The sequence below is a fragment of the Bacterioplanes sp. CLAM21 genome (assembly GCF_059641015.1).
Genome location: NZ_CM184929.1, coordinates 2617234 through 2632273 on the forward strand (window position 1 = coordinate 2617234; position 15040 = coordinate 2632273).

10 protein-coding genes are annotated in these 15040 nt (G+C 53.9%); 1 reads left to right on the plus strand and 9 read right to left on the minus strand.

Annotation, left to right across the window (positions count from 1 at the left end):
- Nucleotides 1-334: 334 nt before the first annotated feature.
- Entirely contained in the window at nt 335-3679 is a 3345-nt protein-coding gene (locus tag AC55FS_RS11980) for an Rne/Rng family ribonuclease (RefSeq protein ID WP_496932487.1), read from the plus strand.
- Nucleotides 3680-3750: 71 nt separating this feature from the next.
- Here AC55FS_RS11980 and prpF read toward each other — a convergent pair whose 3' ends face one another.
- The 9 genes from prpF to ppsA all read right to left on the minus strand — a co-directional run bounded on the left by prpF (nt 3751) and on the right by ppsA (nt 15006).
- Complete coding sequence (gene prpF / locus AC55FS_RS11985; protein ID WP_496932488.1) at nt 3751-4938, minus strand: 2-methylaconitate cis-trans isomerase PrpF; 1188 nt, start codon at nt 4936-4938, stop codon at nt 3751-3753.
- A gap of 123 nt (nt 4939-5061) precedes the next feature.
- A complete protein-coding gene (gene acnD, locus AC55FS_RS11990; protein ID WP_496932489.1) occupies nt 5062-7656 on the minus strand; it encodes a Fe/S-dependent 2-methylisocitrate dehydratase AcnD in 2595 nt (864 codons plus the stop codon).
- 46 nt (nt 7657-7702) lie between these two features.
- Nucleotides 7703-8824, minus strand: a complete 1122-nt coding sequence (gene prpC / locus AC55FS_RS11995) for a bifunctional 2-methylcitrate synthase/citrate synthase (RefSeq protein ID WP_496932490.1) — start codon at nt 8822-8824, stop codon at nt 7703-7705.
- An 11-nt stretch (nt 8825-8835) separates the two neighbouring features.
- Nucleotides 8836-9714, minus strand: a complete 879-nt coding sequence (prpB, locus tag AC55FS_RS12000; protein ID WP_496932491.1) for a methylisocitrate lyase — start codon at nt 9712-9714, stop codon at nt 8836-8838.
- Complete coding sequence (locus tag AC55FS_RS12005) at nt 9711-10376, minus strand: GntR family transcriptional regulator (RefSeq protein WP_496932492.1); 666 nt, start codon at nt 10374-10376, stop codon at nt 9711-9713. Before AC55FS_RS12005 ends, prpB begins: the two co-directional genes overlap by 4 nt.
- 167 nt (nt 10377-10543) lie before the next feature.
- Entirely contained in the window at nt 10544-11035 is a 492-nt protein-coding gene (rraA, locus tag AC55FS_RS12010) for a ribonuclease E activity regulator RraA (RefSeq protein ID WP_496932493.1), read from the minus strand.
- A 2-nt stretch (nt 11036-11037) separates the two neighbouring features.
- Nucleotides 11038-11655, minus strand: coding sequence for an NAD-dependent epimerase/dehydratase family protein (locus AC55FS_RS12015; RefSeq protein ID WP_496932494.1), 618 nt, complete (start codon nt 11653-11655; stop codon nt 11038-11040).
- Nucleotides 11652-12629: an alpha/beta fold hydrolase gene (locus tag AC55FS_RS12020; protein ID WP_496932495.1), complete on the minus strand. Its 978-nt coding sequence runs from the start codon at nt 12627-12629 to the stop codon at nt 11652-11654. Before AC55FS_RS12020 ends, AC55FS_RS12015 begins: the two co-directional genes overlap by 4 nt.
- Before the next feature lie 7 nt (nt 12630-12636).
- The gene (gene ppsA / locus AC55FS_RS12025; protein ID WP_496932496.1) at nt 12637-15006 is read right to left on the minus strand and encodes a phosphoenolpyruvate synthase; all 2370 of its coding nucleotides are present in this window, start codon (nt 15004-15006) and stop codon (nt 12637-12639) included.
- Nucleotides 15007-15040: the final 34 nt, after the last annotated feature.

Genomic DNA, 15040 nt, shown 5'->3' on the forward strand with positions numbered 1-15040 from the left:
CCCGTACATCCGATTGATCAGATGCGCTCAGGCCCGCCGAAAAGCGGCACAGTATAAGGAAGATGCACGCAATAAGACACTCTTCCGCATGAACAACCAAGTTCAGGCGCTGCACGCAGCGCTGAGTGAGATAAACCAAGCAGCACAGCGCGCTGGCATCTCGCATTATCAAATTATGGACAGTGTCGGTGCCCAGTAAGACTGAGTAGCACCTCTGCGAACAGGACCAAAGCCCGGTTGGCTTTGGCAAGCAAAGCACCCATAAACATTTTGGTAGTGGCCGTACCACGGCATTGCCAGGCGCCGCGTTGCTCACATGAGCAATACAAACGGCATGAAAAGAATGCTAATCAACGCCACTCAAACTGAAGAGTTGCGCGTAGCCCTAGTGGATGGGCAAAAACTGTACGATCTGGACATCGAAACCGGTGCCCGCGAGCAGAAAAAATCCAACATCTATAAAGGCAAAATCACCCGCATCGAGCCCAGCCTAGAAGCGGCCTTTGTCGACTTCGGCGCTGAGCGCCATGGTTTTTTGCCATTGAAAGAAGTCGCCCGCGAGTACTTTGTTAAAGACCCAGGTCCGGGTCGCATCAATATCAAAGACGTTCTGAAAGAAGGCCAGGAAGTTATTGTCCAGGTCGACAAAGAAGAACGTGGCAACAAAGGCGCAGCACTGACCACGCAAGTCAGTCTGGCTGGTCGCTACCTGGTATTGATGCCCAATAACGCTCGCGCTGGTGGCATCTCGCGTCGCATCGAAGGCGATGAGCGCACTGAGTTGCGCGAAGCCATGAAAGGCGTTTCTGTACCCGACCGCATGGGCGTGATCGTGCGCACCGCAGGCATCGGTCGCAGCTCCGAGGAGCTGCAACGCGACCTCGACTACCTAGTGCAGCTGTGGGAAGCCATTCAGGAAGCCTTTGATGACAATCAGGCACCGAAACTACTGCTGCAAGAAAGTAACGTTATCCTGCGTGCTATCCGCGATTACTTGCGCCAAGATGTCGGTGAAGTACTGATTGATACCGAAGAGGCATACCAGGAAGCGCTGGACTTCGTCAGCCGCGTCATGCCTCAGTTCCAGAACAAGTTCAAACGCTACGAAGACAGCGTACCTCTGTTCAACCGTTATCAGATCGAGTCACAAATCGAAAGCGCCTTCCAACGTGAAGTAAAACTGCCGTCCGGTGGCTCTATCGTTATCGACCCAACCGAAGCACTGGTGTCGATCGACATCAACTCGGCACGCGCCACCAAGGGCGCTGACATCGAAGAAACCGCCCTCAACACCAACGTAGAAGCGGCCGATGAAATCGCTCGCCAATTGCGCCTGCGTGATATGGGTGGCCTGGTGGTTATCGACTTTATCGACATGATGTCGAACAAAAACCAGCGCGAAGTAGAAACCCGCCTTAAACGTGCCCTTGAGCTGGACCGCGCCCGCGTACAGGTGGGTCGCATCTCTCGTTTTGGCCTGATTGAAATGTCGCGCCAGCGCCTGCGCCCATCACTGGAAGAAACCAGTGGCCACGTGTGCCCTCGCTGTAACGGCACCGGCGTTATCCGCGGCATCCAATCTGTTGGCCTGTCGATTCTGCGCCTAATTGAAGAAGAAGCCGCAAAAGAAAACACCGGCCAAGTCCGTGCCGTGGTACCAAACCCAGTGGCCAGCTTCCTGCTGAACGAAAAACGCGCCTTGATCGCCGAGATCGAGCAGCGTCACGACACGCGCGTGATGGTGTTGCCAAATCCACACATGGATACGCCACACTTTGAAGTCCAGCGCCTGCGCCCAGATGACACCCTGATTGATGAAATCAGCTATGAACACAAGCTGGAAGGCGGCGAGCCTGAATACGGCATTGAACTGGCAGAAAGCGACAGCGTTAAACCACAACGCGCGGCGGTTAAAGCCGTTGCCCCCACGGCCGCGCCCGTTGTTGCCAGCGAAGAAAAACCAGGTTTCTTCAAGCGCCTAAGCTCTGCCCTTAGCACTTTGTTTGAGTCTGGCGAAGAAGACAGCACACCCGCGAAAAAGACCAGCAACAACCAAAGCAAAGGCAATGCCTCGCGCCAGAACAAAGGCCAAAGCAATCGTCGCAACCAGAATGGTAACGCTGCGTCAGCCAACCGCAACAACAAAGAGCGTCGCAATCCACGCGAAGAAGCTCGCAACGAGCGCGCTGACAAAAACCCTCGCAGCAAAACTGCTGACGCCAAAAATGACAAGCCTAAACGCGACAATAAGCGTGATGAAAAACGCGATAGCAAGCGCGACGAGCTACGTGACAACAAGCGCGAAGAGTCAGGCCGCAACAGCAAACGTGAAGAGTCAAGCCGCGACAACAGCGGTAGTGACAACAAAGCTCCACGTCGTGACCGCAGCCAGGGCAACAGCACACGCAAACGTCCAAATAAGCCTGACTTCAGCGATGAGCCAGATACCGTCGTTATTGGCCAGCAAGGCAAAAAAGAGAGCAACGAAGCCACCACAGCGGCGGAAACCAGCAACAATGCCAACACTGCCAGCGACAATGACAGCACAGAGCGCCGCCCACGTCGTTCGCGTCGTCGTAACCGCAGCGAAAAGCCGCGTGATGACGTTGCTAGCAAATCTGACAGCACGGCTGATAACAGCGAGCAGTCAAGCGACGCCGTTATCAGTCAGAACACGGCTGAAACCAATAGCAGCCCAAACAGCTCGGATGCGGCCAGCAACAACGACAGCAGCGCATTAGCCGACGATACTGGCAGCCAAACCGTTGCCAGCGACACCACCAACAGCGTTGAAGCAAAGGCTACCGAGGCTGCGCCTGCACAAGAAACTGATGCTATCGCTGATGGCCAGGATCAGCAGGACGACTCTGACGACAAACCGCGTCGTCGCAGTCGCCGTAGTCGCCGCAAGCCGGAAAATACTGACGCCGTCGACAACAGCACGCCAAACGCCAGTGATGCGCCTGTCGCCAAGGCCGAGCAGCAGAGCAATGGTGATAACAGCGAGACTAGCGCCACACCAGAAGCCGTGGCAAAAGCAGAGACCGCAGCCGAGATCGAAACGGCAAGCCAAACCCGCAGTGATGAGCCTAAGCCTGCTGATGAGAAGCCTGCTGGCAATGAGGCGAACGCTAGCGCAGATGACGGCCATGACAAGCCGCGCCGCCCTCGTCGCTCCCAGCGCAAGGCTGCGCCGAAAAAAGTGGTCAGCACTGATGACGCGCCTCAAATCCAGGCAGCTGAAGCACAAACAGCAGCGCCAGAGCAAGCCGAGCAACCAGCGAACGCGGAACCTGCCGAGCCAGCAAAGAGCGAGCCTGAAGCCAAACCTGCAGCCGCCAGCGAACAACCCGCAGCTGAAAGCAGCGATGCTGCAGAGAGCAAAGGCCGCCCTCGTCGCAGCCGTCGTCGTAACACAGCTCGCGCCGTGAATGATCCACGCCAGTCTGAGCAAGCCGAGCAGAACACCGCTGCTCAGCAGCCTGCAGACAAGGAAAGTGTTGAAATAGCGGAGCAAAAACCGCAGCCTGCGACAGCAGAAAGCACTGCAACACCACAAAGCAATGGCAGCGCAGAACCAGCGCCTTCTGCTGATGTACAAGCCAATGCCGACACCAGTAGCGACAATGCTGGTAATGACAGCGACCACCGTCGCAATGAGGCAGAAGAAAGCCGCTAAGGCGTTCGAGCAATAAAAAAACCGGCGCCATGCGCCGGTTTTTTTATGTCTTCGCTTTAGAGCCAACGCCCTTAAATCTGCGCCGGTGGCACCCTTACCCAGCCTTCCATTAATACCCGCGCACTGCGGCTCATAATGGCTTTACTGGCACTCCATTGGCCGTCCTTTACAACCGCTTCTGCACCGACTTTTAACGTGCCTGACGGGTGACCAAAATTTACCTCGCGCCGCTCGCCGCCGCCAGCCGCTTCATTCACCAAGGTACCTGGCACCGCCGCCGCAGTGGCGATGGCCACAGACGCCGTGCCCATCATGGCATGATGTAATTTACCCATCGACAGCGCCCGCACCCGCAAATCGATATCCTCTGCCGCCACTGGTTTGCCACTGGAAGCAACATAGGCCTCAGGCGCTGCCACAAATGCGATTTTCGGCGTATGCTGACGCGCCGCCGCTTCACTGACATCACTGATTAAGCCCATCTTTAGCGCCGCATAGGCGCGAATGGTCTCAAAGCGCTGCAGAGCCGCTTCATCGTTATTGATGTCGTCCTGCAGCTCAGAGCCGCTGTAGCCAATATCACTGGCCCGTACAAAGGCGGTAGGAATGCCGGCGTTAATCAAAGTCACATCAAAAGTACCCACCCCCGGCACCTCGAGCTGGTCGATCAGGTTACCGGTCGGAAACATGGCACCCTCGGCATCGGCCGGATCGAGAAACTCAATCACCACCTCAGCCGCCGGAAAGGTCACGCCATCAAGCTCAAAGTCGCCACACTCCTGCACCTGACCGTCTTTTATCGGCACCTGGGCGATGATGGTTTTTTCGATATTCTTCTGCCAGATACGCACCGTGCAAATACCGTTTTCAGGTATGCGCTCAGCGTCTACTAGGCCTTGGCTGATGGCAAAAGCTCCGACCGCGCCGGTTAAATTGCCACAGTTGCCCGACCAATCAACAAAGGCCTTGTCGATGGCCACCTGGCCAAATAGATAATCGACGTCATGGTCTGGCTGGGTACTTTTATCCAGCAATACAGTTTTGCTGGTACTGGACGTCGCACCGCCCATGCCGTCGGTATGTTTGCCATAAGGGTCTGGGCTGCCAATCACACGCAGTAGCAACTTGTCTCGATATTCACCTGGCTTCTGAGCTTCAACCGGTAGGTCTTTGATATTAAAGAAAACGCCCTTGCTGGTGCCACCACGCATGTAGGTAGCGGGAATACGAATTTGGGGGCTATCAGAGGAAAAGGACATAATGCCATCTCGCGTTGAATCAAACACTGGGCGGCGCTGCTACCCAGAACGAAAAATGGGTGAACTCACCCACTCAAGGAAAAACAGGGCAGCCTAAGCTGTCCTGTTGTTTAAGCCACAGAGTTACTGCTGCAGGAACTCTTTGGCAAAGCGCTGCAACACACCACCGGCTTGGTAGGTGGTGACCTCTTCACCGGTGTCCAGGCGACAGATCACTGGCACTTGCTGCTCACGACCATCAGCATAGTGAACCACCAAGGCCAGCTCACCGCCTGGCTGATGCTCACCCACAACATCAAAGGTTTCCGTGCCGTCCAGGCCCAAAGTAATGCGCGTGGTACCCGGCTTAAACTGCAGTGGCAATACGCCCATACCAATCAGGTTGGTGCGATGGATGCGTTCAAAGCCTTCAGCCACAATCACTTCAACGCCCGCCAAGCGCACGCCTTTGGCCGCCCAGTCACGTGATGAGCCCTGGCCATAATCGGCGCCGGCAACAATGATCAGCGGCTGCTTGCGCTGCATATAGGTTTCGATGGCTTCCCACATGCGCACTACCTGGCCTTCTGGCTCTATGCGCGCCAGCGAGCCCTGCACTACGTTGCCTTGTTCGTCGCACACCATTTCATTCATTAACTTGGGATTAGCGAGCGTGGCACGCTGAGCCGTCAAATGATCACCGCGGTGGGTGGCGTAGGAGTTAAAATCCTCCTCCGGCAGCCCCATCTTGGCCAAATATTCACCGGCCGCACTGTCGGCCAAAATGGCATTCGACGGCGACAAATGATCGGTAGTGATGTTATCCGGCAGCAAGGCCAGCGGGCGCATGCCTTTAAGCGTGCGTTCAGCGGCCAAGGCACCTTCCCAATATGGCGGGCGACGAATATAGGTACTCATCTCACGCCAGTCGTACAGCGGGCTCGGCGCTTTTTCGATATCACCGAGGTCAAACATCGGGATATAGACATCGCGGAACTGCTGCGGCTTAACGTGCTCGCTAACGATGGCGTCGATTTCTTCATCCGACGGCCAAATATCCGCCAAGCGAATCTCTTGGCCATCCACCACTGCCAATACGTCTTGCTCGATATCAAAACGTACGGTACCAGCCAAAGCGTAAGCCACGACCAAAGGCGGCGATGCCAAAAACGCCTGTTTAGCGTACGGGTGAATGCGGCCATCAAAGTTGCGATTGCCCGACAACACCGCGGTGGAGTACAGGTCACGATCGACGATTTCCTGCTGAATGTCTGGGTTTAATGCGCCTGACATGCCGTTACAGGTGGTGCAAGCAAAAGCCACAATGCCAAAGCCGAGCTTTTCCAGCTCTGGTAATAAGCCTGCTTCTTCCAGGTAAGTGCGCGCCACTTTAGAGCCCGGTGCAAAGGAGGATTTCACCCAAGGCTTGCGCACTAGCCCCAGCTCATTGGCTTTTTTCGCCAGCAAACCTGCCGCCACCACATTGCGCGGGTTGGAAGTGTTGGTACAAGAGGTAATGGCGGCAATAATGACCGCACCGTCTGGCATCAAGCCTTGAGCTTCTTGCTCGCGCGCTTGGTCTAAGTTGCCAGCAATGCCTTTGGCGGCCAAATCTTTAGTAGCAACACGTGCATGAGGATTCGATGGGCCGGCGATATTACGGCCGACACTGGACAAGTCAAAGCTCAATACCCGCTCGTATTGCGCTCCAACCAGGGAATCCGCCCACAATCCGGTGTGCTTGGCATATTGTTCTACCAAGGCTACCTGCTCTGGCTCACGACCAGTCAGATTGAGGTAATCAATGGTCTGCTCATCGATATAGAACATCGCCGCTGTGGCGCCGTATTCCGGCGTCATATTGGAAATGGTGGCACGATCACCAATGGTTAAGCTGCGCGCACCGTCACCAAAGAACTCCAAATAGGCGCCTACCACTCGTTCTTTGCGCAAAAACTCAGTTAACGCCAAAACGATATCGGTGGCGGTAATGCCAGGCTGGCGCTTCCCCGTGAGCTCAACACCAACGATATCGGGCAAGCGCATCATCGACGGATGACCCAGCATCACGGTTTCCGCTTCCAGGCCACCAACGCCTACGGAAATTACGCCCAACGCATCAACGTGGGGGGTGTGGGAATCGGTGCCGACACAGGTATCCGGGAAAGCAACACCGTCGCGCACTTGCACCACAGGCGACATTTTCTCCAGATTAATCTGGTGCATGATACCGTTGCCTGCTGGAATCACATCGACATTATCAAACGCGGTTTTGGTCCAATCGATAAAATGAAAACGATCTTCATTGCGGCGCTCTTCAATGGCACGGTTTTTATCGAAGGCATCAGGGTCAAAGCCGCCACATTCCACCGCCAGCGAATGGTCGACAATTAACTGGGTTGGCACCACAGGGTTTACCTTAGCAGGATCACCGCCCTGCTCGGCAATGGCGTCGCGCAAACCGGCCAAGTCGACCAGCGCCGTTTGTCCCAAAATATCGTGGCACACCACGCGCGCCGGATACCAAGGAAAATCCAGCTCACGCTTGCGATCAATCAACTGTCGCAATGAATCAGTCAACGCCTCAGGCGCACAGCGACGCACCAATTGCTCGGCCAAAATACGCGAAGTGTATGGCAAACCGTCGTAGGCACCCGGCTGAATGTTATCGACGGCCGCCCGGGTATCAAAAAAATCGATATCACTGCCAGGCAATGACTTACGGTATTCAGTATTCATAATTAGGCTCATCAAGCAGCACCGGGCCTAGCCGGTGCTTTTAGAATTATCGGTCGACTATGGCGGTCACTGGGCGCAACTCTTCACCGGTGTATTCCGCGCTAGGGCGAATAATACGGTTATCGGCACGCTGCTCCATTACATGCCCAGCCCAGCCGGTCAGACGACTGCAGACAAAAATCGGGGTAAATAATTTGGTCGGAATGCCCATGTAGTTGTAGGCAGAGGCGTGGAAAAAATCGGCATTGCAGAACAGTTTTTTCTCGCGCCACATCACGGCTTCACAGCGCTCAGAAATATCGTACAGCGAGGTATTGCCATTTTCCTGGGCCAGTTTTTCAGACCAGAGTTTAATAATGGCATTGCGTGGGTCAGATTCGCTGTAAACCGCGTGGCCAAAGCCCATGATTTTTTCTTTGCGCGCCAGCATACCGAGCAATTTTTGCTCAGCATCGTCTGGATTTTCCATGCCCTCAATCAGCTCCATCGCCGCCTCATTAGCACCGCCATGCAAAGGCCCACGCAGCGAACCAATGGCGCCGGTCACACAGGAGTGCATGTCACTTAAGGTGGAAGCACAGACGCGCGCGGTAAAGGTTGAAGCATTAAATTCGTGCTCGGCGTACAAAATCAATGAAGCATGCATCACCTGAGTGTGCAATTCAGAGGGTTTTTCACCGTGCAAGGTCCATAGGAATTGCTCAGCGATGGAGTCAGCATCGGTATCCACATCAATGCGCTGACCGTTGTGGCTGAAGTTGTACCAGTAATTAATCATGCCCGGGAACAGCGCCAGCATACGATCCGTCGCATCTTGTTGCTGCTCAAAGCTGCCTTCTGTTTCTAAGTTACCCAGCATGGAGCAGCCGGTGCGCATCACATCCATTGGGTGCGCCGATGCCGGAATGCGTTCCAATACTTCGATTAATGCAGCCGGCAAGGTGCGCAGTGACTTAAGTTTGGCCTTGTAGTCGTTCAGTTGCGCCTGATTTGGCAGTTCACCTTTTAAAATTAAATAGGCCACTTCTTCAAACTGGCACTTATCCGCCAGCTCTTTGACATCGTAACCACGATAGGTCAGACCTGAGCCCGATACCCCCACCGTTGATAATGCGGTTTTGCCTGCTACCTGGCCACGCAGGCCGGCACCCGTTAATTGCTTAGCCATGTTTATCTCCCTTATTTGTTTTTGCCTTCAGCGAATAAAGCGTCGAGCTTGGCTTCAAAATCGTGGTAATTGAGGTAATCGTACAGCTCCATGCGAGTCTGCATCATGTCGACCACTTTGCGCTGATCGCCTTCTTCCAAAATGCTTTTATAGACAGTTTCTGCCGCTTTATTCATGGCACGAAAAGCACTGAGCGGATACAGCACCATAGCAGCCCCCCACTCGCCTAATTGTTCGCGATTCCATAATTCGGTTTGGCCAAATTCGGTGATATTGGCGAGAATCGGCACGTCGAGGGAGTCGGCAAAGGCGCGGTAATGCTCTTCAGTTTTTACCGCTTCGGCAAAAATGCCGTCTGCACCGGCTTCAACACACGCCTGGGCGCGCTCAATGGCGGCTTCTAAACCTTCCTGAGCAAAGGCATCGGTACGTGCCATGATAAAAAAGCTATCATCGGTGCGCGCATCCACCGCCGCTTTAATGCGGTCGACCATTTCAGCTTTGGATACAATTTCTTTATTAGGCCTGTGACCACAGCGTTTTTGCGCCACCTGATCTTCCAAGTGCACCGCCGCTGCACCGGCTTTTTCCATCTGCGAGATAGTGCGGGCAATATTAAAGGCACCGCCCCAACCAGTATCGATATCGACCAGCAGCGGTAATTGAGATGCCGAGGTAATACGACGTACGTCTTCTAATACATCGTTCTGGGAGGTCATGCCTAAATCGGGCAAGCCATAGGAGGCATTGGCCACCCCACCACCCGATAAATAAATCGCTTGATGGCCAATACGCTCAGCCATCATGGCAGCGTAGGCGTTAATGGTACCGACGATTTGCAATGGCTGATTGTCTGCCAAGGCCTGTCTGAATCTTTGACCTGGAGTCATGCCTGACCCTCCTGTTCTAGACGCTGTTCAAGATTGATAAGCGACGTCTGGATATGACGACGCATTAATAATTCGGCGAGTTCTGCGTCGCGGGCACTGATGGCCTCAACGATGCGCTGGTGTTCGATTAACGCTTGCTGCGGGCGCTTATCACTGGTCGAGGTTTGGTAGCGATACATGCGCACCAGGTGGTACAGCTCACCACACAGCATTTGATGCAAACGCGCGTTGCAGCTGCCTTTGACAATGCGATAGTGAAAATCCAAATCGCCGGCTTTTTGGTAATAAGCCAGGCCCTGCTCTTGTTGAATGCTGTGCGCATGCTGCTGCAACAGGGCCTGTAGTTCGGCAATTTCATTGTCCGGCATGCGCTGTGCAGCAAGGCGACAGGCCATGCTTTCCAGTTCCACCCGTATTTCGTAAATATCACGCAGCTCAGTCAAACTGAGTGATACTACCCGGGCGCCAGCATGGGGGATGCGCACCACTAAATGCCTGGCTTCCAGCTTTTGAATGGCTTCGCGCATGGGTGCACGACTACCACCATAGCGCTGCACCAGCTGCTGCTCTGATATCCGAGCACCAGGTTTGAGCTCACCACGGACGATTTCCGTGGTCAGTTCGGCAAACACCTTCTCTGCCAGCGGTGTGCTCTCTGCCATAGTTTTGTCGACAATTCACCCAAAGATTGGCCCAGAATACGCTCAAGATCACATATTTCAAGCATTGATCTGAAATATTGTATACAAAACCTTCTCAGACACAGAAGACGAGCACAAAAAAGCCGGCACTGCGCCGGCTTTGTCGACCATTCCCATAGCGATACGCTTTACGCTGGCATCGACAGCGCCTCAGGCGAGACAATCACACCATTATTATCGGCATAAACGAACTGGCCGGGCACAAAGGTCACGCCGCCAAACTTCACCTCCAGGTTTACATCTCCCAAACCACGCTTATCGGTTTTCAGCGGATGGGTCGCTAGCGCTTGCACACCGAGATCGGTTTGCATAATCACGTCAACATCACGGATACAGCCGTAAATAATGATGCCTTCCCAGCCATTGCTGGCGGCTTTTTCGGCCAACATATCGCCCAGCAAAGCATGGCGTAACGAACCACCGCCATCGACCACCATGACTTTGCCGGTACCGTCGGTATCGACCAACTCTTTGACTTTGGAGTTGTCTTCAAAGCATTTCACTGTAACGATTTCTCCGCCAAAAGATTCGCGGCCACCGTAGTTGTTGAACATTGGCTCAACCACTTGCACCAATTGCGGATACTCATCGCACAAATCCGGGGTTACGTAATCGGTCATAATCACTCCTTGTTAGAGTTAAGTTGTTGAATCTCGGCCACCGACAACTCAAATTGCCCGGCAGTGAAATCTTCTGCGCTTCGCCACATAGCCTCAGCCACCTGCGTGGCCGGCAAGGCTTGATAACGACCAAAGCATGGATGGGCCAACCATCGACCAGCCCATTGCTCCAATGGCCGCGGGCTTGACCGCTGCCCCAGCAACACCGAGGGCTGCACAAACACCAACCGTTCAAACCCCATGCCGGCGAGCTGTTGTTGCATTTCGCCTTTAAGGCGGTTGTAGAGAAATGGCGAATGGGCATTGGCACCAACCGCACTGAGCACCTCAGCGCTGCGCGCACCTAGGGCTTTAGCCCGAGCTGCACAGCGGACCACCAAATCTCGATCGACCCAAGCTAAGCCCTCTGCACCGGATTGTTTGCGAGTGGTGCCCAAGGTGCACAAAAAAACATCAACACAATCGGCTGGATGCTGCTCAAAATCAAGCCAGATAAGCCTAGGATGTTCAATGGAAGGCGCTGTGCGCGCCCAAGCAAATACCTGGTGATTGCGCTGAAGACACTGCTGCAACAGAGACTGGCCGGTCAGCCCGGTAGCTCCGGCCAACAGCACTTTCACGAGTCGGCTTCTTTGTGTTGCGACAAAGAACGGCCAGCACACCACTGGCTGATCATGGGCCAGATCTCGGCAGCCGCTTCTCGACTGACCACCATATCCACATGACCATAATCACACTGAAAGCCTTCGGCTTTTCCAAGCCGCACATATTGCAGTGGACCACCGTAAAGGGTTGCAAAACGCTGGCAATAGCGCTCCGGATCAGAGCTATCGGCGGCACCAGCCATCGCCAGCAAAGGCACATCACAGGCCTGCCAGCCAGGCATTAACTTGCGCCGTGGACGGCGAAACTGCCAGCTGCCAAACCAATCATGACGCCTGAGATATTCATTCACCAACCCCGCTGGCTCAGACTCAGGGCCGATTTTTAGACGTTGACCACTGACTTCACCGCGCCGCTTAACCCAGCGCCGTAGACCAAAGCCTAACAGCGGCAACCACAAATAACGCGGCCGGCGAATCGCCTGAGTACCCAACAACACGCAGCTGTGCACATTGTCACGATGCAAAATGCCGCTGGCTAATGCCGATGACAAGATAACGCCACCTAACGAATGTCCGACCCAGATTGCTGGCTTGCCGGTGCATTCCAATAGAAAATCATTAACGGCACCTATGTCGTACTCGACATAGCGCTGCAAAGTATTATTGCGATAGTCGAGGTTGCGCGGACTTAAACCATGTCCGCGCTGATCCAGCATCCACACATCATGACCTTGCTCGACCAAATAGCGAGCCAGTCCGATGCCGCGATCCGACCACCAAAAGCGGCGGTTGGTGAAACTGCCATGCAACAGCACCACCGGCTGACCGCCTTTGCTACGCCCGTCGGCAAAACTCAGATGCGTTAGCGCCAACTGCACGCTGCGATCCGGATCGCGATTGTGCTTAACCAGATAAACATCCTCAGCCATAGCCTGATGCTGCTCTGCTCGCATCAGGCTGACTGGAAATAAGGAACTGCTGCTTTTCATCGCGGCCTTAATTGTCCTTATCGGCGAGGAAGAACCAGGTATCCATCACAGAATCTGGGTTCAACGACACACTGTCGATACCATGCTCCATCAACCACTTGGCAAAATCTGGGTGATCCGATGGCCCTTGGCCACAAATGCCAATGTATTTGCCAGCCTTTTTACAGGCATTAATGGCATTTTCCAGCAACGCCAAAATGGCCGGATTACGCTCATCAAACAGGTGGGCAATAATGCCGGAGTCGCGATCCAAGCCTAAGGTTAATTGGGTTAAATCGTTAGAGCCGACAGAGAAACCATCAAAATGCTCAAGGAATTGCTCAGCCAACACGGCATTCGCCGGCAACTCGCACATCATAATTAAACGCAGATCATTTTCGCCGCGTTTTAGACCGTTTTCGGCCAGCAAATTCACCACTTGCTCAGCTTCGCCCGGCGTACGCACAAAGGGCACCATGATTTCAACATTGGTAAAGCCCATATCATTGCGTACACGACGCATGGCGCGACACTCTAACTCAAAGCAGTCGCGGAAATTTTTGGAGATATAACGCGATGCACCGCGGAAACCCAGCATCGGATTTTCTTCTTCTGGCTCATACAAACGACCGCCAATTAAGTTAGCGTATTCGTTCGATTTAAAGTCAGATAAGCGCACGATCACCCGCTTAGGCCAAAACGCCGCCGCCAAAGTGGAAATACCTTCAACCAGCTTATCGACGTAAAAATCCACCGGGCTGGCGTAACCCGAAATGCGTCGCTCAACGGTAGGTTTGACTTCCTCAGGCAAGCTATCAAAATTCAGCAGCGCTTTCGGATGCACACCAATCATGCGATTAATAATAAATTCCAACCGCGCCAAGCCGACACCAGCATTCGGCAAACCCTGGAAGTCAAACGCACGATCTGGATTACCGACGTTCATCATGATTTTAAACGGCAAATCCGGCATAGATTCAACGCTGTTGCGGCGAATATCAAAATTCAGCGCACCTTCATAAACAAAACCGGTATCGCCTTCAGCACAAGACACGGTCACGTCTTGACCGTCACTTAACAACTTAGTGGCGTCTTCACAGCCTACCACGGCAGGGATGCCCAGTTCACGAGCGATAATGGCAGCATGACAGGTACGGCCGCCGCGATTGGTGACAATAGCCGAGGCACGCTTCATCACCGGTTCCCAATCTGGGTCGGTCATATCGGCAACCAATACATCGCCAGGCTGTACCTGATCCATCTCATCAACAGAGTCGATAATTCGTACCGGCCCTTTACCAATTCGGTGGCCAATACTGCGCCCTTCGACCAATACCTTGCCGGTCTCTTGCAGCAGATAACGTTCCATCACGGTTTTGCTGGCACGGCTTTTTACCGTTTCTGGGCGCGCTTGTACGATGTAAAGACGGCCGTCGTCACCGTCTTTGGCCCATTCAATATCCATTGGGCGGCCGTAATGCTGCTCAATAATCACCGCCTGACGAGCCAGCGCTTCGATTTCTGCATCGTTAATGGAAAACACTTGGCGATCAGCACGATCAACACGCTGGGTTTCAACTGAGCGGCCAACAGCGGCATCCTGGTTGTAGACCATCTTGATGGCCTTGGCACCCAGGTTGCGACGTAAAATAGCGGGGCGATTATTGGCCAGATTATCTTTATGAACGTAAAACTCATCTGGGTTAACGGCGCCCTGCACCACGGTTTCACCCAAACCGTAGGAGCTGGTGATAAAGACCACCTGATCAAAACCCGACTCGGTATCTAGGGTAAACATCACCCCACTGGAGGCGGTTTCACTGCGCACCATGCGTTGCACACCGGCCGACAGCGCCACTTTGTGGTGGTCAAAGCCCTGATGCTCACGGTAGGCAATAGCGCGATCATTAAACAGTGAAGCAAACACATCACGAATGGCGTGTTTAACATTTTCAATACCAACAATATTCAGGTGGGTTTCTTGCTGACCGGCAAAGGAGGCATCAGGCAGGTCTTCTGCCGTGGCCGATGAGCGTACCGCCACGGCCATCTTGCCATTACCACCTTGCAGCTTGGCAAAGGCCTCTTCAACAGCGGCTTCTAGCCCAGGTGGTAGCGGCGCTTCCAAAATCCAGTTACGAATGCGCGCACCGGTTTCGGTCAGCATGCGGATATCATCGACATCCAACGCGCTGAGTTCGGCATTAATGCGCCCATCCAGCCCCTGGTAGGACAAAAACTCACGATAGGCATCGGCCGTGGTGGCAAAGCCATTGGGAACAGTAACGCCTGCGTTGGCCAGATTACTGATCATTTCACCGAGCGATGCATTTTTGCCACCTACCCGCTCTACATCGCCCATCGACACCTGATCAAACCAGAGTACGTAATCGGTCAACGCCCTTCTCCTGTCATTTTCAATGGCTTATCGC